11 protein-coding genes are annotated in these 18875 nt (G+C 62.1%); 9 read left to right on the forward strand and 2 right to left on the reverse strand.

The genetic code is table 11. The features are described from left to right. Positions 1 to 189 precede the first annotated feature (189 nt). A complete protein-coding gene (locus tag Q4G32_RS04645) occupies positions 190 to 729 on the reverse strand; it encodes a DUF4179 domain-containing protein (protein ID WP_303349548.1) in 540 nt (179 codons plus the stop codon). 208 nt (positions 730 to 937) lie between these two features. Between Q4G32_RS04645 and Q4G32_RS04650 the strand changes: the two genes are divergently transcribed. The 6 genes from Q4G32_RS04650 to glgX all read left to right on the forward strand — a co-directional run bounded on the left by Q4G32_RS04650 (position 938) and on the right by glgX (position 7692). Further along, positions 938 to 1420, forward strand: coding sequence for a CarD family transcriptional regulator (locus tag Q4G32_RS04650; protein ID WP_123826148.1), 483 nt, complete (start codon positions 938 to 940; stop codon positions 1418 to 1420). Positions 1421 to 1480: 60 nt separating this feature from the next. Further along, positions 1481 to 2296, forward strand: a complete 816-nt coding sequence (ispD, locus tag Q4G32_RS04655; RefSeq protein ID WP_303349552.1) for a 2-C-methyl-D-erythritol 4-phosphate cytidylyltransferase — start codon at positions 1481 to 1483, stop codon at positions 2294 to 2296. 2 nt (positions 2297 to 2298) lie between these two features. Beyond that, positions 2299 to 2826, forward strand: a complete 528-nt coding sequence (ispF, locus tag Q4G32_RS04660; RefSeq protein ID WP_303349554.1) for a 2-C-methyl-D-erythritol 2,4-cyclodiphosphate synthase — start codon at positions 2299 to 2301, stop codon at positions 2824 to 2826. A gap of 79 nt (positions 2827 to 2905) precedes the next feature. Continuing rightward, positions 2906 to 4369 (forward strand): cysteine--tRNA ligase, encoded by a 1464-nt coding sequence (gene cysS, locus Q4G32_RS04665; protein WP_303349581.1) that lies wholly within the window; start codon positions 2906 to 2908, stop codon positions 4367 to 4369. Positions 4370 to 4469: 100 nt separating this feature from the next. Beyond that, entirely contained in the window at positions 4470 to 5468 is a 999-nt protein-coding gene (rlmB, locus tag Q4G32_RS04670) for a 23S rRNA (guanosine(2251)-2'-O)-methyltransferase RlmB (protein ID WP_303349556.1), read from the forward strand. A 73-nt stretch (positions 5469 to 5541) separates the two neighbouring features. Next, positions 5542 to 7692 (forward strand): glycogen debranching protein GlgX, encoded by a 2151-nt coding sequence (gene glgX, locus Q4G32_RS04675; RefSeq protein WP_303349559.1) that lies wholly within the window; start codon positions 5542 to 5544, stop codon positions 7690 to 7692. An 87-nt stretch (positions 7693 to 7779) separates the two neighbouring features. Here the strand turns inward: glgX and glgP are convergent, their stop codons facing one another. Next, positions 7780 to 10362 (reverse strand): alpha-glucan family phosphorylase, encoded by a 2583-nt coding sequence (glgP, locus tag Q4G32_RS04680; RefSeq protein WP_303349560.1) that lies wholly within the window; start codon positions 10360 to 10362, stop codon positions 7780 to 7782. A 119-nt stretch (positions 10363 to 10481) separates the two neighbouring features. Here glgP and Q4G32_RS04685 point away from each other — a divergent pair, with 119 nt between their 5' ends. The 3 genes from Q4G32_RS04685 (at position 10482) to glgB (ending at position 18424) form a co-directional block, all read left to right on the forward strand. Beyond that, positions 10482 to 12644 (forward strand): alpha-1,4-glucan--maltose-1-phosphate maltosyltransferase, encoded by a 2163-nt coding sequence (locus tag Q4G32_RS04685; protein WP_441327459.1) that lies wholly within the window; start codon positions 10482 to 10484, stop codon positions 12642 to 12644. A 155-nt stretch (positions 12645 to 12799) separates the two neighbouring features. Next, a complete protein-coding gene (gene treS, locus Q4G32_RS04690; protein WP_441327460.1) occupies positions 12800 to 14575 on the forward strand; it encodes a maltose alpha-D-glucosyltransferase in 1776 nt (591 codons plus the stop codon). Between the two features lie 36 nt (positions 14576 to 14611). Continuing rightward, on the forward strand, positions 14612 to 18424 hold the full coding sequence (glgB, locus tag Q4G32_RS04695; protein ID WP_303349562.1) for a 1,4-alpha-glucan branching protein GlgB: 3813 nt from the start codon (positions 14612 to 14614) through the stop codon (positions 18422 to 18424). Positions 18425 to 18875: the final 451 nt, after the last annotated feature.

Raw genomic sequence — 18875 nt, forward strand, 5'->3', positions numbered from 1 at the left:
GCTGCAGAATCAGCCTCTACAGGGTGGGAAGTGGGCGCATTTCGGGGAGCTCGACCGCCAAATGGGAAGTCGCCGCCAGCGAAGGAGCCACCATGACAGAGCGGCCCTCCCCAAAATTGGGGAGGGCCGCTCTGCTCGTCAGATTAAACCGATGCCTCACCGCCATGGTGAGCACTACCCGGGTTCAGGTCAGTGACCGCTGCCTTCCTGGGCAGCACCGGGAGTGTTGGACGGGTTGGCAGGTGTTGCCGGGGCGCCGCCGGGGATGTACTCGGCGTAGCGCGGGAAAGTGTGATCCAGAATCGGCACGGACTTGGTCAGTTCTGTGCTGCCGGTGTCAAACGTGGTTTCCACCATCAGACCTGGCTGAGCGCCGGCCGGGTCCAGGAGAGTTTCATTGTCTGAGTCCTCCAGACGGGTTTCACCGTTGGCAGGTACCTCAATTTCAGCCGAAGCCTGGTCCGTGGTGACCGTCAAAGTGAGGTCTTCATCGGTCTTGTTGACCACGGTGCCCAGCAGACGTCCGGGGTCATTCTCCGACTCCGCCACAATCAGGATGTTGTTCAGCGAAACCTGATCCATCTCCTCCACAATGCCGTCACCAGGCGAATAAGCCATGGTGGTGGCCTGCGGGTTGATGTATGAGCAGCCTGTGACGGACAGGGTGGCTGCAACGACTGCTGCGCAGAGGCCAGCCATCTTGACCTTCTTGCGGGCGGCGATGTTCACGGCGCGAACTCCTTGGCGGTTCGGTGGCTTTGTGCTTCATGCTATCCGCTTGGCCACGGATCGTCTGCATCCACTCCGCGTTGATTGCACGCGAGCGTGGTGCGGGTGCCCGGTGGGGAGATTCCCGGGGCCTGATCGCTGGCCGCGGACGCCGAAAAGCGACCCAGATCACCGTGCTAGAATTGCTCGTCGGAAAGGGGCACATTACATGGTTTTTGAGGTTGGCGAGACAGTCGTCTACCCCCACCACGGGGCGGCACTGATCGAAGAGATCAAGACCCGCACCATCAAGGGTGAAGAAAAGATGTATCTCAAACTCAAGGTCACCCAGGGTGATTTGGTGATTGAGGTTCCGGCGGAAAATGTTGATCTGGTGGGCGTCCGCGACGTCGTTGATGAGGAAGGTCTCAAGGAGGTCTTTGCCGTTCTGCAGGCCCAGGACGTGGAGGAGGCCAGCAACTGGTCCCGCCGCTACAAAGCCAATGTGGAAAAGCTGGCTTCCGGTGATGTTCTCAAGGTTGCAGAGGTTGTCCGTGACCTGTGGCGCCGTGACAAGGACCGTGGATTGTCCGCCGGAGAAAAGCGCATGCTGACCAAAGCGCGGCACATTCTCACCTCCGAACTGGCGTTGGCCAAGGACATTGACGAAGAAGAGGCGGAAAAGCGCCTTGACGACGTCCTGGCGGCCTGACCCAGATCATTCGTAACCCGCAGCAGTCAGTGCTCGGGTGACAGCAGAAAACTTGTGCACATGACGACGGCGAACCCATCCTCCCGCGGTGGGTTCGCCGTCGTTGTGGTTGCGGCGGGTTCCGGCACGCGGCTGGGGCAAGGGATGCCCAAAGCCCTGGTCAATGTGGGCGGGCGCTCCATTTTGGAGCACAGCTTGACGGGTATTGCGGCCAGTGGGGTCACGCGGGGAAACCACGGTCAGCCGGCGCCTGTGGTGGTCACGGTGCCGGAGGACGATACTGAGCTGACCGCCGTTGCCCAGCGGCACAACGCTCAGGTGGTGACTGGCGGGGCCAGTCGAGCGGCAAGTGTGCGTCATGCCCTCCAAGCTGTGGAGCAGATGTACGCCGCTCGTCCCGATGCTCTGCGCGGAGTTCTGATTCACGACGCCGCCCGTTGCCTCACGCCGGTGGAAGTTTTCCATCGTGTGGTGGCAGCTGTGGAGGCCGGCCACGGCGCGGTGGTCCCGGTGTTGCCGGTGGTGGACACCATCCGTGCGGTGGATCAAGACGGCAACAGCCAGGGAACGGTGGATCGTTCGCATCTGCGCGCCATTCAGACCCCGCAGGGTTTCGACTGGGACCTCCTGGCGGAGGTGAACCGCGCTGCCGGACAGGCCCACGATGATCGGATCACGGATGACGCCTCACTGGTGGAGCAATTTTCTGACACGCCCGTGCACACCGTGACGGGGGATGAAGCAGCGCTGAAAATCACCCGGCCCATGGATCTGCTCCTGGCCCAAGCCATTCTGGATTCCCAAGCTGTACCGAATGCCCAAGCCACCGGAGAATCGCTGCAGCAAACAGCACCGCAGGATCAGGAGGCTCTGTGAACATGGATCACCAGGTGGTACCCACAAATTTCCCCCGGACCGGTATCTCCGTGGACGTTCACGCTTTTGCCACTGATGCGGAACAAGCCGCGCACCGGGACGGTGCGGTGCCCCTGTGGTTGGCAGGTCTGTACTGGCCTGGGGAGCGGGGACTGTCCGGCCATTCGGATGGGGACGTGGTGGCTCACGCCGCGGCGGATGCGTTGTTCTCGGCCGCTGGTTGTGGTGACCTCGGTTCCAACTTTGGGGTGGACCGTGAGGACATGGCCGGTGCCTCCGGGGTGCGGATACTGGGTGAAGCCGCCCGGATTGTGCGCCAGGCAGGCTTCATCCCGGGCAACATTGCCGTGCAGCTGATCGGTCAACGGCCCAAGTTCTCACCACGCCGTGAGGAAGCGCAGCAGGTGTTGAGCCAGGCCGCGGGCTGCCCGGTGGCGGTGGCAGCCACCACCTCAGACCACCTGGGGTTCACGGGGCGCTCGGAGGGCTTGGCCGCTGTGGCCACGGCGCTGGTGCTCCCGGGAGCTTGAAGCGCGCGGGGTCGTTAGACTTGCCAGAGTGACGATCTTGCCCTTCGAATATGAGCCAGAAGAAATCAGAGCGCAGAAATTGGTTCTCTACAACTCCTTGGAGCAGGAATTTCAAGAGTTTGAACCCGTGCACCCGGAGGAAGCACGGTTGTACTACTGCGGTGCCACCGTGCAGGGGCGTCCGCACATCGGTCACGTTCGCTCAGCCCTGGTTTTTGACATCCTGACCCGCTGGTTGCGCCACGGTCACGGTCTGAAGGTCACTTCCGTGCGCAACGTGACGGACATAGACGACAAAATCTTGGCCAATTCGCTCGCCTCATTTGCTGAGGGTTTTGATGGCGAGCACCCCAAGGAAGAGTGGTGGGCACTGGCCTACCGCTTTGAAAAAATCTTCACGGGTGCTTACGGGGCGCTGGGTATTGAGGACCCCACCTATGAGCCGCGTGCTACTGGGCATATTCCGGAGATGCATGCCCTGATCAGGAAACTTATCCATGCAGGTCACGCTTACCCGGCTGGGGACGACTCCGGGGATGTCTACTTTGATGTCCGGTCCTGGTCTCGCTACGGGGAGCTGACCCGGCAGCGCGTGGAGGACATGCAGGATGCCTCGGATGCTGATCGGCGCGGTAAACGGGATCCCCGCGACTTTGCGCTGTGGAAGGGGCACAAGGACTCTGATCCGGAGACTGCTGCCTGGGATTCCCCGTGGGGCCGTGGCCGCCCCGGTTGGCACTTGGAATGCTCCGCCATGGCGGGCAAGTATTTGGGGGACACGTTCGACATCCACGGCGGTGGTCTGGACCTGCGTTTCCCGCACCACGAAAACGAACTCGCGCAGTCAGCTGCCGCCGGCCGCGGGTTCGCCAACTTCTGGTTGCACAACGGTCTGGTGACCTACCAGGGCGAAAAGATGTCCAAGTCCATCGGCAACACTATTTCCCCTGAAGAAATGTTGCAGATGGCTCGCCCGCTGGCGGTGCGCTACTACTTGGGCCAGGCGCAGTACCGCTCCACTTTGGACTACCAACTGAATTCACTGCAGATGGCGACTGCTGCCGTTGAACGCATTGAGAACTTTCTCAAGTTGGCACGAAGCCGAGGTGTGGCACTGCCTGCCGGCGATGATCAGTTGAAACTTGTGGCGCTACCGGGACAGTTTGTCGATGGCATGAACGATGACCTGAACGTTCCTCGAGCCCTGCAAGCTGTGCACGGAACGGTGCGATCCGGCAACACCATCGCTTCTGCCGCGCACGTTGACCTCGCTGAATTAAAGCGTAAGGCGAAGCAAGTTCACCTAATGGCTGAGATCTTGGGGCTGCGTCAGCTCATGGACCTCGATGGTTCCGCGGGGTCGGGCGCTGACGGCGGGGAGCATGCGGCGCTGGACCACTTGGTGAAGGATCTCATGGAGCGCCGTGCGGCTGCTCGTGCCAACAAGGACTGGGCGGAAGCAGACCGGCTCCGGGACACTTTGGCCGCTGCGGGAGTGCAGGTGGCCGATGGTGCCGATGGCTCCAGATGGAGCCTGGCCTGAGACGTCCCGGGGTGGCAACGGCTGTTGATCCACCACCGTCATACACCGCAGACTTTGATTTCACATCGTTTAAAAACCTAAAGAACAGGTAGGTCACACCATGGCAACGTCTCGCCGTCCGGGCGCGGGCAACAGCAAGAAAAAGGGTCCGTCCGTTGGGACGGGAGGCCACGGTCGGCGTCGTTTGGAGGGGAAGGGACCAACCCCCAAGGCCGAGGACCGCCCCTATCACAAGGCGCACAAGATGAAGAAGGCCGCTGAGCGTCGTAATGCGGCCCGGCCCAAGGGCGCCCAGGATCGTGGTCCGTCCCGCGGCCACAATCGGCGCGGACCCGGCAAGACCGAGGATTTGGTCACCGGCCGCAATGCTGTTCTGGAGTCCTTGCGCGCTGGGGTACCGGCCAAGACCCTCTACATCGCCACCCGTATTGAGGTGGATGACCGAATCCGCGAAACCCTCAAACTGTGCGCCGAAGGTCAGATTCCGGTCCTGGAAGCCACCAAACCGGAGCTGGACCGCCTGACGGAGGACGCTGTTCACCAGGGCGTGGCGCTGCAGGTGCCACCGTATGAATACGACGACGCCGAAGACCTCATGGACCAGGCCATGGCAACGTGGAAGAAGGACAAGACGCAGCGCCCACCGTTGATCGTGGCCCTGGACGGCATCACCGATCCACGCAACCTGGGAGCGATCATCCGCAGCGTCTCCGCGTTCGCGGGCAACGCCGTCGTCCTTCCTGAACGCCGCTCCACGGGGGTGACGGCCACGGCGTGGAAGACCAGTGCGGGTGCCGCGGCCCGGGTTCCGGTGGCCAAGGCCACCAACCTGAACCGGGCGGTGGAGAGGGCCAAAGCGGCTGGATACTTTGTGGTGGGCCTGGACGGCGGGGGAGATGTTGAACTGCCACACCTGGAGCTGGCCTCCGAACCCCTGGTGGTGGTGGTCGGTTCCGAAGGCAAGGGACTGTCCCGTCTGATCACGGAGAACTGCGATCAGATCGTGTCCATCCCCATTGACTCCGCCATGGAATCGCTGAACGCCTCCATGGCCGTGGGGATCACCCTCTACGAGATTGCGCGTCGTCGTGCCGCGTAGACGGCCTTGGACACAGGCACCGGACCGGCTGGTCAGCATCGCGCACCCGCGCCCGCGGTCCAGACCACTGGGAGTGTCCCGCACTCCCGGGGAGAGCTTGGCGGCCAATGTGGCCGTGTGGGCTCCGGGACTGGATGCGGTGGATTTGATCTGGTCCGAACCCGGCCAACCGTGGCAGCGGCAGACGCTGATGCACCTGGAAGGTGGGGTGCATTTTGATCTGATCCATGTGAGCCCAGATCGCGCATTGGCTGCGGCCAACAGCGACTTGGACCCCTACACGTTCATGGCGCTGCCCCCGGGCACCCGCTATGGCTTCATTCCATCCACCTCCGCCATGCTGCACCAGCCCAACCTCACCCCGGAAACGGAACAGATCTTTCTGGATCCGCACGGGCTGGGGCTGGAACGGGTGGCGCGGGCCGATCAGTTGCCGGCCCATGATCCGCGCCCGGATGCCTATGGCACGCGGTATGTCTCCGTGGTGGTGGATGAACGCTTTGACTGGGGAGAGGACGTTCACCCGGACATCCCTTGGCGGGACACTGTGGTGTACGAAGCCCACGTGAAGGGCTTGACCATTCAGCATCCAGAGATCCCAGCTGACCTGCGGGGGACTTACGCCGGTTTGGCCCATCCGGTGATGATCGACTATCTGAAGTCATTGGGCATCACCACCGTTGAGCTACTGCCCATTCACGCTCACCTGGATGAAGCCCATCTCACGGAAAACGGGCTGACCAATTACTGGGGCTACAACACACTGTCCTACTTTGCTCCGCATGCCGCCTATGCCACGGCACAGGCGCGCGCTCGCGGAACCCAGGGCGTGTTGGATGAGGTCAAGACCATGGTCAAGGCCCTGCACGCGGCGGGACTGGAAGTGGTCTTGGACGTGGTCTACAACCACACCGCGGAAGGCGGCCCCACCGAGCAGCCCTACTGTTGGCGTGGGCTGGGGGACGAGCACTGGTACCGCCACCACAACGGTCACTACTTGGACATGACCGGCTGCGGCAACACCCTGGACTTTGCCAACCCCAATGTGGTGCGGATGGCTTTGGATTCCTTGCGGTACTGGGTGCGTCAGATTCACGTGGATGGTTTCCGCTTTGACCTTGCCCCCACGCTGGCGAGGGATTCGCAGCACACCTTCAGTCAGCGGCACCCCTTTCTGGTGGCCGCCACGGCCGATCCCAGCATTGGGGCCTCCAAGCTGATTGCTGAGCCCTGGGACGTGGGCATGGGCGGCTGGCAAACCGGCAACTTCCCGCCCGGTTGGGCTGATTGGAATGACTCCTACCGGGACACCGTGCGGGATTTTTGGCTCACGGATCAGCGTGTGATTGCCACAGGTGGGACCGGGGGCAGTCTGTCCAGGCTGGCGGATGCCCTGGCAGGGTCCAACAGTCGCTTTGAGGCTTCCGGGCGAACCCCGTTGTCCGCGATCAACTTTGTCACCGCGCACGACGGTTTCACCCTGTATGACCTCACCGCTTACGACCAGAAACACAACGAGGCCAACCGGGAGAACAACCGGGACGGCACCAACGACAACCACTCCTGGAACCACGGTGAGGAAGGCCCAGCCCGCACCGCCTCCGTGCGTGCTGCTCGCGCTCGGACTGCGCGCAACATCATGGCCACGCTGCTGCTGTCCCAGGGTGTTCCCATGCTCACCGCTGGAGATGAGTTCCTGCGCACCCAGGGTGGGAACAACAACGCCTACTGCCAGGACTCGCCCATCGGTTGGGTGAATTGGAAGATGACCCCGGCGGACCGTGCCATGCTCTCCTGCACCAGGGAGTTGCTACGCCTGCGCCGCGCCTTCCTGCAAGATCAGCCCGAGGACTACATGCGCCGTGTGCATGACGTCCGGATGGAGTGGTTTGCCCCCAGCGGTAACCACATGCAGTCCTACGAATGGCAGGCAGCCGGTTTCCGCACCGTGCAGATGGTCATTGGCGCCCGCGCTGGAGTCACGACGGCGCTGGTGCTGGTCAACGGGAGCACTCACGATGTTGACGTGACGTTGCCGTCCCAGGAGGCCATTCAGGAAATCGTGAGCCGTGGGGAGGACGCTGAATCTGCGGATGTTCCCACCGGCTTTGAGCTGTTGTTCTCCACGGACGCAGCCCTACGCCCCACCTACGGCACACGCTTGCTGACCGGTGACTCCACCGTGGCCCCGGCAATGTCGGTCACAGTCCTGCGCTTGATCTAACACCCTCGCCGACCTCCCATCTGAACGCGAGATCACCGCCCAAAACGTGGGAACTCGGCGTATAAGTGGGAGGTCGGCGGCAGATTCTCAGGCGGTGACCACCAAGCCCAACTCAGCCTTGTTGGTCAAGAAGTCGTGCTGGGGCAGCACCCGCACGGTGTAACCGAATGGGCCGGAGCGGTCGATGGTGATGGAACCCGTGAAAGCCCACTTCCCGTCCCCGGTGGCGCGAGCCTGATCCAGCACACCAAAGCGGCGTTCGTGGATGTGATCGGACTCGGAGACCCGGCCGTAGCCGATCTCCACGGTGACATCCTCCGGTGACAGGTCACCGAGCTGAACGTAGGCAGTCACGGTCAGATCGTCACCGATCTGCGGTATCTCCGCCACGGACTCAGCTTCCACATGATCCACATGCACTGCCGGCCAGCCGTCGCGTACTCGGGTGATCAATTGAGAGGATTCACGCGCTGCGGCATGTTCGGAGGCGGCGGCTGCGCGGCCGGACAGTGCAGCCGGGCGGTAAAGCTCGGTCACGTAGTCCTCCAGCATCCGCTTGGCGGAAACCTTGGGACCCAGGTTGGACAACGTGTGCTTGACCATGGCCAACCACTGGTGGGGCACGGTGTCGTCGTCGTAAGAAGCCTTCTCCCCGTAGAAGCGGGGAGCCACATGATCCTCAATGAGTTCGTAGAGGGCCGCGGCCTCAATGTTGTCCCGTTCCTCCGTGGAGGCCTGGTTGTCCGCGGTGGGGATGGCCCAGCCATTCTGGCCGTCGTACATCTCGTCCCACCAGCCATCCAGCACGGAGAGGTTCAGGCCACCGTTGATGGCGGCCTTCATCCCGGAGGTGCCGCAGGCTTCCAACGGGCGCAGGGGGTTGTTCAACCACACGTCACAGCCGGGGAACAGGGTCCGGGCCATGGCAATGTCGTAGTTCGGCAGGAACACAATGCGGTGGCGGACCTCCGGGTCATCGGTGAACTTCACCAGGTCCCGGATCATCTGCTTGCCCATCTCATCCGCGGGATGGGACTTACCGGCCACCACCAGCTGGACGGGGCGGTGCGGGTCCAGCAACAGCCGCTTGAGCCGGGCGGGGTCACGCAGCATCAACGTCAGGCGTTTGTAGGTGGGAACGCGGCGGGCAAAACCGATGGTCAGCACATCCGGATCCAGCACCGACTCGGTCCAGCCGAGCTCGGCGTCAGCGGCACCGCGCTTCTTCCAGGACGAACGCAGCCGCGCACGGACGTCTTGAACCAGGTCAGAACGCAGTTCACGGCGGACTTTCCACAGTTCGGCGTCGTCCACCTTGTTGACTGCCCGCCACCTGGACTCCAGATCCGGCTGGCTGCGGTCCACCGCAAGCGCTTCCATCCGGGGGTCAATCCAGGACGGCACGTGCACACCGTTGGTCACGGAGGAGATCGGTACCTCATCGTGTTCAAAGCCTGGCCACAGCCCGGCGAACATGTCACGGGAGACCTTGCCGTGCAGCTTGGCCACGCCGTTGGCCCGCTGAGCCAGACGCAGACCCATCACAGCCATGTTGAACTTGGACGGATCACCGCCGTCGTAATTCTCGTCGCCGAGTGCCAAGACGCGGTCGGTGGGCACTTCCGGAGCCAGACCTGCGGAGAAGAATCGGTGAATTTGATCCTTCTCAAACCGGTCGATACCGGCCGGAACAGGTGTGTGGGTGGTGAACACCGTGGCTGACCGGACTGCGGTCAGCGCCTCGTCCCAAGACATCGGAACGCCCTTGGTGCCCGGGGCCATGAGTTCAGAAATGCGCTCAATGCCCAAGAACCCGGCGTGGCCCTCGTTGCAGTGGAACACTTCAGGTGCCGGTGCCCCGGTCAAACGGGAGAAGATGCGCAACGCACGCACACCACCCATGCCCAGCAGTAGCTCCTGCTGCAAGCGGTGATCCCCGCCACCGCCGTACAGACGGTCGGTGATGTTGCGGGCGTGGTCGTCGTTGTCGGCAATGTTGGAGTCCAGCAGCAGCAGCGGAACTCGTCCGACGTCGGCGCGCCAGATCTGTGCCAGAAGACGCCTGCCGTCCGGTAGGGGAAGCTCAACCCGTGCGGGGGTGCCGTCTTCCTCACGCAACAAGCTCAGCGGTAGGCCGTCCGGGTCCAGGACGGGGTAATCCTCCAGCTGCCAGGCATCCCGGGACAGGGACTGCTTGAAGTAGCCGTGCTGGTAGAGCAGACCCACACCAACAATGGGAACACCCATGTCAGAGGCGGTCTTCAGGTGGTCACCGGCCAAGATGCCCAAGCCGCCGGAGTACTGCGGGAGAACGGAGGTGATGCCGTATTCGGCGGAGAAGTAGGCAATGGACTTGGGGGCATCAGCTGGCTGTTCCTGCTGGTACCACAGGGGCTGGTTGAGATACGTCTCAAGTTCTGCATCCAAAGCCTGAACACGCTCCACCAGTTCAGGATCTTCAGCGATCTGCTGAATCTCCTCACGGGTCAGGGAGCCCAAGAGTTTGACCGGATCGTGGTTGACGCTGTCCCAAGCCTGCGGGTTGAGATCAGCAAAGAGCTGTTCGGTGGATTTGTTCCACGACCAGCGGAGATTGTTGGCGAGCCTGCTCAGAGGACGAATCGACTCGGGGAGGACAGTGCGTACGGTGAACCTGCGGATAGCCTTCACAGGCGCAGAATATCTGTTGGAGCGCCGCGGCACGATTCCGGTGGCAATCCGGTCAACTTCGTGACGTGGATCTCTTCTTGGACTTCTTCCCGGCGCTCCAACTGACTACCGTGGGCTACGTGACTTCGTTTAACTCGAATACTCCAGCCAGCCCCGCGAACTCCACCCAGGATCCCGCCACCAAGCCGGCTCCAGCGCGTTCTCCGCTGAAGCCCACGGGGGTTGCCGCGGCGGGAACACCGGAGTCAGGCGCCGTCGTTGACCGCTCCCACCTGGTGTACGGGCGCATCCCCATTGAGCAGGTGGCTCCCGTGGTTCACGATGGCCGCAGGCCCGCCACGGCGGTTCCCGGCGAATCCATCCGCGTGGCAGCCACGGTCTACCGGGAAGGTCACGATGCGCTGGGCGTGGCGGCTGTGCTGCGCGACCCTGACGGTAATGAGCAGGAGCGGGTCTTGCTTTCCCTCATGGCCAAGGGCACGGATCGTTACGAAGGCTGGGTGACTCCCACCTCCGAAGGTGACTGGAGCTTCACCATCGAAGGTTTCTCAGACGTGTTTGGCACGTGGCATCACGACGCCGCCATCAAACTGGCCGTTGGTCAAGATGTTGAGCTGATGATGGATGAAGGCGCGCTGGTTTTTGAACGCGCGGCTGCAGAAGATTTCCGCCCGGAGGGCCAACGTCGCCTGTTCGCCAAGGTGGCTGAGCACCTGAAGGATCGTTCGGTTCCGGCCGGCCAGCGGTTTGCCGAGGCCACGGATCGCGGGATTCTCAGTGCTGTGGCCAGCAACCCCATCCGCGCCTTGGTCACGGAGTCGCGCAGCTACCCCATCCGGGTGGAGCGCGATGCTGCCGGGCGCGGCGCGTGGTACGAATTCTTCCCGCGTTCGGAGGGCGCCGAGTGGAACCCGGAGACGGGACACTGGCGTTCGGGCAACTTTGTGACCGCTGCCGAACGTCTGGATGCAGTGGCCGGGATGGGCTTTGACGTCATTTACTTACCCCCCATTCATCCCATCGGTGTGGCACACCGCAAGGGCCCCAACAACTCCCTGACACCGGCTCCGGGCGACCCCGGTTCCCCGTGGGCAATCGGTGCGGCTGAAGGCGGCCATGACACCATCCACCCTGATCTGGGTGGTTTTGAAGAGTTCGATGCCTTTGTGGCCCGCGCCCAGGAATTGGGTCTGGAAGTGGCCCTTGACCTGGCGCTGCAGGCGTCCCCGGATCACCCGTGGGTGCAGTCCAACCCCGAGTGGTTCACCACTCGGGCGGATGGCACCATTGCCTACGCGGAGAACCCACCCAAGAAGTATCAGGACATCTACCCCCTGAACTTTGACAACGATCCAGAAGGTCTCTCCCAAGAGGTCTTGCGGATTGTGAAGCTGTGGATGTCCCACGGCATCCGTATTTTCCGCGTGGACAATCCCCACACCAAGCCCCTGTGGTTCTGGGAGTGGTTGCTGGGTGAGGTCCACAAGATCGACCCCGGTGTGGTTTTCCTGGCGGAGGCTTTCACTCGCCCAGCCATGATGCAGGGCCTTGCCAAAGCTGGATACCAGCAGTCTTACTCCTACTTCACCTGGCGCAATGCCAAGTGGGAGCTGGAGGAGTACCTGGAGGAAATTTCACGCGAAACCTCCGCTCAGTACCGTCCCAACTTTTTTGTGAACACCCCGGACATCCTCACGGATTACTTTGTCCACGGGGGGCGCCCGGCCTTCAAAATCCGTGCCGCGCTGGCTGCCACGGCATCCCCCCTGTGGGGCATGTACGCGGGCTACGAGTTGTACGAAAACGTCCAGCGCCCCGGTGCCGAGGAGGCCAACGACAACGAGAAATATCAGTACCGCCCCCGTGACTTTGACGCAGCGGAGGCCCGCGGAGACTCTTTGGCTCCGTACGTACGCCGCCTGAACCAGATCCGCCGCGAGCACCCCGCGCTGATGGATCTGCAAAACCTCACCGTGCACAACACGGATGACGACGCCGTCCTGTGCTTCTCCAAGACCAAAACAGTCACGGATGACGACGGCGAACATGAGGACACCTTGATCGTGGTGGTCAACACCGACCCCCACGCGGTGCGAATGGCCAACATCAACCTGGATCTGGCAGCTCTCAAACTGCGGCCGGAAGACCTGCATGAAGATGGCACGTTCTCCGCAGATGACCTGCTGACCGGGGCTTCCTGGAACTGGGGCGAGCACGTGTGGGTACGTCTTGACCCGTTCTACGAACCCGTGCACGTGGTGCAGGTCCGCCGCAGCAGATGAGCCACTGAGCAGGTTCGGTGCGGGGCTGCACAGACGTTGACCCGCACCGAACTCGCTGGTTTCAGCCAGTAGTCTTGAATCGTCCACTTGACCCCGCGTCAAGTACATGAGCCCGGTCCCATCCCCATCAAATCACTCCAGGAGAGCGCACACCTGTGAATGCCTTGAACCCGTCCAACTTTGGCGTCAATGCCCCGGGGATCTCCCACGATCCCGATTGGTTCCGCAAAGCCGTGTTCTATGAGGTCTTGGTGCGAGCCTTCTCGGACGCCAACGGAGACGGTTCTGGAGACTTCTCCGGACTGATCGACAAGCTGGACTACTTGCAGTGGTTGGGCATCGACTGCCTCTGGATTCCGCCGTTCTACGAATCCCCGCTGCGTGATGGTGGCTATGACATTTCCGATTACTACTCCGTTCTGGATGAGTTCGGCACCGTCTCTGACTTCAAGCGTCTGGTGGCCGAGGCTCACGCCCGTGGTTTGCGGGTCATTACAGACCTTCCCCTGAACCACACCTCTGACCAGCACCCCTGGTTCCAGGCTTCCCGGGAGGACCCGGATGGCCCCTACGGTGATTTCTACGTCTGGTCGGACACGGATGAGCTCTACCAGGACGCCCGCATCATCTTTGTGGACACCGAAGAATCCAACTGGACCTTTGACCCCGTGCGCCGCCAGTTCTTCTGGCATCGGTTCTTCTCCCACCAGCCGGATCTCAACTTTGAGAACCCCAAGGTGGAGGAGGCGGTGTTCGACGTCGTCAAGTTCTGGTTGGACATGGGAATTGACGGTTTCCGTGCAGATGCCATCCCGTACCTGATCGAGGAAGACGGCACCAACTGCGAAAATCTGCCGGGAACTCACGACTTCCTGGTGCGTTTGCGCCGCATGGTGGATGAGCAGTACCCGGGCCGTGTGATCATTGCGGAAGCCAACCAGCCTCCGGAAGAAGTGGTGGAGTACTACGGCTCGGAGGAAGACCCCGAGTGCCACATGTGCTTCCACTTCCCCATCATGCCGCGGATTTTCTATGCGCTGCGGGATCAGAAGGCCGCTCCCATTGTGGAGACCATGGACACCACCCCTGCCATTCCCAAGGGCACGCAGTGGGGCACGTTCTTGCGTAATCACGACGAACTGACGCTGGAAATGGTCACCCCGGAGGAGCGTCAGGCCATGCTGGGTTGGTATGCCCCGGATTCGCGGATGCGCGCCAACGTGGGTATTCGACGTCGTTTGGCCACGTTGCTGGACAATTCTCGGGCGGAAACCGAGCTGATCCACGCCCTGCTGTTTGCCATGCCGGGCAGCCCGTTCCTCTACTACGGGGATGAGATCGGCATGGGTGACAACATCTGGCTGGACGACCGGGATGCCTCCCGCACACCCATGCAGTGGACCCCGGATCGTAACGCGGGGTTCTCCAACGCCGACCCCGGCAAGCTCTACCTGCCGGTGGTCCAGTCCCTGGTGCACCACTACGGCCAGACCAATGTGGAGGCCCAGTTGGCCTCCTCTTCCTCTCTGCTGCACTGGATTCGGCGCATGCTGCTGGTGCGCAAGGAGCATGCCGCTTTTGGCATGGGCCAGTACCGAAACGTGCCAACGGACCACGAATCAGTGCTCGCCTTCGTGCGGGATTTCCGTTCGGAGGACGAGCGCCACGGACCGGCGTCCGAAACTCTGATTTGTGTGTTCAACCTGTCGCACACCCCGGCTCGCGCCATTCTGGACGTTGCCGAGTTCGCGGGCCGTGGCCTGCGGGAGATTTTCGGCGGCGAGGAGTTCGGAGCGGTGGGGCAGGACGGGAATTTCCACGTGACCTTGGGCTCACAGGACTTCTACTGGTTGCGAGTTCGCAGCGCGCCGGACTCGGATGGCAACCAGCCCGAAACCCGGGCGCTGCCGATTGTGTCCTCCCTGGGCTGAGCCCGCTTTACCTGAAGGCATCAACCACAAGGAGTGGTGAAGTTGAGCACCGATCCCACGGTGACCCCGGGCACGGACCGGGATCTGGAACAGTTGTTGCAGCAGTGGCTGCCTGGCCGTCGATGGTTCCCCTTTGAAGCCTCCGCGGGCGCCCCGCAGGTTCGGATTGTGGCTCGCGTTCCGGTGGAGTTGCACAACGACGACGCCCAAACTGCCGCCATCTACCTTGTTCAAGCTGTTGTGGGGCAGCGCAGTGAACTGGTGCAAATCCCGCTGGTGTTCAGCGACCAGGCTGATCCGCAGGACATCGGGAAACTACCCGGTGAAGCGGCGGCGCCCTACGTTCAAGAAGCAGTGGGACATGCTGGTTTTCTGGATGCCGTGCTGCGCGTGCTGCACGCAGGCGCTCAGATCAAGGCCGCCGGGAGCACTCTGACCGGCTCCTCCAATCATTCCCTGAATGCCGTCAGCGGGGTGAAGGACGCTGAGCAGGTTCAGGTGATTTCTGCCGAGCAGTCCAACACCTCCGTGATCGTGCGCCCCGTGGAACCCGGTGAATCGGCGATCATCCTCAAGTTCTTCAGGGTGATTTCCGCCGGAACCAACCCTGATGTGGAAGTGGGCCGCGAACTCACGGAACTCGGCTGCTCTGTGGTGCCCCATACCTGGGCTTGGGCCGATCTGACGTGGCCGCAGGAGACGGGGGAGAGCTCAGAACCCAGCTCGGCACAAGCTGTGACGGCGGCGGCCAAAGCAACCGGTCAAATCGTGGTGGTCACCGAGTTGGTGGACGGTGCAGCTGATGCCTGGGCCCAGGCAGTGGACGCTGCAGCCACCCGCCGGGATTTCACCGCGGAGGCCCGCGAGTTGGGCCGTGCCACCGCGCGGATGCACAGGGATCTGGTCAGCGCATTCGGTGAGCAAACGGCGGATGAGGCGCGTCGTCGTCGTTTGTTGGCGGCGATCACCAAACGTATCGAGTGGGCCGGTAAGGAACTGTCTCCGGCACTGGACCAGCATGCGGAAGAGCTGGAGGACGTGGTGACCCAGCTGGAGCAGGTGGATCACCTGCCGCCACTGCAACGCATTCACGGCGACTACCACCTGGGACAGGTGCTTCACGGGGCAGATGGTGCCTATCGCATCCTGGACTTTGAAGGTGAGCCCCTGCGGCCGATCAACGAGCGGGTGGTGGCTGACCTGGCCCTGCGAGATGTGGTGGGAATGCTGCGCTCGCTGGATTATGCGGCTGCCTTTGGGCACAAGAACTCAGGTGCGGACACCACTGAATGGGGTGAACAAGCTGGCGCTGCCTTCTTGGAAGGATGGTCCGGCGTCAGTCACCAACCGGTGGATCGGCAAGATCCCGTATTCCGCGCTCTGTGGCTGGACAAAGCCCTGTATGAGGTGGTCTACGAAACCCGTAATCGGCCCGACTGGGTGGACGTGCCCATGGCCGCGGTGGAAGATGCCCTGGCCGGTGCCCCCGCCAACGCTGAGGCTGATGGCCAGTCGAGCAGCGCGCAGCAAGTTGACGTCACAGAATTGCACAATTCAGTCCCGCAGAGCCCCGCAGTTGTGACTGACTCCGTTGGCTCTCTACCGTGGGCAGCAGCCTCCAGCGATGCTGCTGAAGAGCCCGAGAACACCGGAAGCGAGAACCCCGTGGCAAACACCATCTCCGAGGATGTCCTGGCCGCAGTGGCCGAGGGCCGTTACTACGACCCCCATCAGGTGCTGGGCGCTCACCCCGCAGGGGACGGAACCGTGGTGTTGCGCACCCTGCGCCGGTTCGCCACGGAAGTGTCCGCAGTTCTGGCTGATGGCACCACACACCGTCTCTCCCACGAATGGGGCGGTATCTTTTCCGGGCGGATTCCTGCTGACGGGGACTCGGTGCCGGACTACCGGTTGTTGGTGACCTGGGGCAATCAGGAACCGATTGAACTGGATGACCCCTACCGATACGCCCCCACCCTGGGCGAATTGGACCTGCACCTGATCGGTGAAGGCCGGCATGAAACCCTGTGGGAGGCATTGGGCTCCCACGTGCACAGCTGGCCGTCCAGCTTTGGGGAGATCAAGGGCACCAGCTTCTCCGTCTGGGCACCCAACGCGCAGGCCGTTCGAGTCATCGGCGATTTCAACGGCTGGGATGGCACCGAACACGCCATGCGCTCATTGGGTGGCAGCGGCGTGTGGGAGGTTTTCATCCCCGGTGTGGGAGTGGGCACCACCTACAAGTACCGCTTGCTGGGCAAGGACGGTCAGTGGCGTGACAAAGCTGACCCCATGGCCCGCTGGACCGAGGAACCACCGCGCACCGGCTCCCGGGTGTGGGACGGCAATTACGAATTCACGGATGACGCCTGGATGCAGCAGCGTGCCGCCACGGATCCACACGACTCGCCCATGAGCGTGTATGAAGTTCACATCGCTTCCTGGCGCCAAGGATTGTCCTACCGCGACCTTGCCACTGAGCTGGTCAACTACGTACGCGATCATGGCTTCACGCACGTGGAGTTCATGCCTGTGGCGGAACACCCGTTCGGCGGATCATGGGGCTACCAGGTCACGGGGTACTACGCGCCGTCGTCGCGGTTCGGAGATCCCGATGACTTCAAGTATCTGGTCAACGCTTTGCATGAAGCCGGTATCGGTGTGTTGGTGGACTGGGTGCCCGGCCACTTCCCCAAGGACGATTGGGCGCTGGCAAAGTTCGACGGCGAAGCTCTCTATGAGCACCCGGACCCCCGCCGCGGCGAACACAAAGACTGGGGAACCCTGATCTTTGACTACGGACGCACTGAGGTGCGCAACTTCCTGGTGGCCAATGCCCTGTACTGGCTGGAGGAGTTCCACATTGATGGTCTGCGTGTGGATGCGGTTGCCTCCATGCTGTACCTGGACTACTCCCGCGAAGACGGCGAGTGGGCGCCCAACCAATTTGGTGGCCGCGAAAACCTGGAGGCCATCGGCTTCCTGCAGGAGTCCAATGCCACCGCCTACCGGCGCAACCCGGGCATTGTGATGATCGCGGAGGAATCCACCGCGTTCCCGGGCGTCACCCAGCCCACCGAAAACAACGGCTTGGGATTCGGCATCAAGTGGAACATGGGCTGGATGCACGACTCCCTGGAATACATGGAGGAAGACCCCATGTATCGCCACTACCACCACGGGAAAATGACCTTCTCCATGGTCTACGCCTACTCGGAGAACTTCATTCTGCCGATCTCTCACGATGAGGTGGTGTACGGCAAGGGTTCGCTGCTGCGCAAGATGCCGGGCGACCGCTGGAAGCAGCTTGCTGGCGTGCGCGCCTACCTGGCTTTCATGTGGGCGCACCCCGGCAAGCAACTCCTCTTCATGGGCCAGGAGTTCGGGCAGGAATCCGAGTGGAACAACGAACGCAGCCTGGACTGGTGGTTGGCCGACACCGAACCGCACCGCGGGATTCAGGAACTTGTTGCCAGGATCAACCAGGTCTACAAGGAGACTCCTGCCCTCTGGGCTCAGGACAACACCCCGGATGGCTTCAACTGGCTGGATGCCAACGACTCCAATCACAACACCCTCTCCTTTGTTCGCTGGGACCGTGAAGGCAACCCGTTGGTGTGCGTGGTGAACTTTGCAGGCAACCCGCACTACGACTACCGCGTTGCTCTACCCATGGCAGGCAAGTGGGAGGAAGTCCTCAACTCCGACGCCGAACAGTACGGAGGCTCGGGCGTGGGCAACGGGGGATCTGTGACTGCGGTGGATGAACCCCACTACGCACAACCGGCCCACGCCGTCATCACGGTTCCGCCGTTGGCAGCGCTCTGGTTGCGGCCAGTCCAGAGCTAGTCTCACCTTCTTCGGCAGGCCCCGCTCCGGGGTCACAAGCACCAATGCCCCGATCATCAATGGTCGGGGCATTGGTTGTCTCTGGCCGGTTGCAGGCTGCCGATTGCGGGTGTACTGTTTCACCTCGTTGCTCCGGCGGCGGCCGAAAGGCAGTCACCTAACACCGGTCACCTGCAAGACGTCAACTCCTGGGAAACGGGGGATTGACGCCGAGGAAATAGACCTGGTAGAGTAGCGGAGCACTTCGGCAAGGTGTGACCCACCGATCAGCCACTTACCGACTACCACTGTGAGGCTTAGTGGCCTGTGGTTCGGCATGCGGCGGTGGTGATGCCTTGACTGATCTGTTGTTTGAGAACTCAATAGTGTTTCATGTTTGTTGATACCAAATTATTTTTGTTGTTTGGTTGATTACCCGCCCTTGGTGTTGTCCTCGTCGATGCACCGGGGG

Source organism: Kocuria sp. (assembly GCF_030538595.1).
GTDB lineage: Bacteria > Actinomycetota > Actinomycetes > Actinomycetales > Micrococcaceae > Kocuria.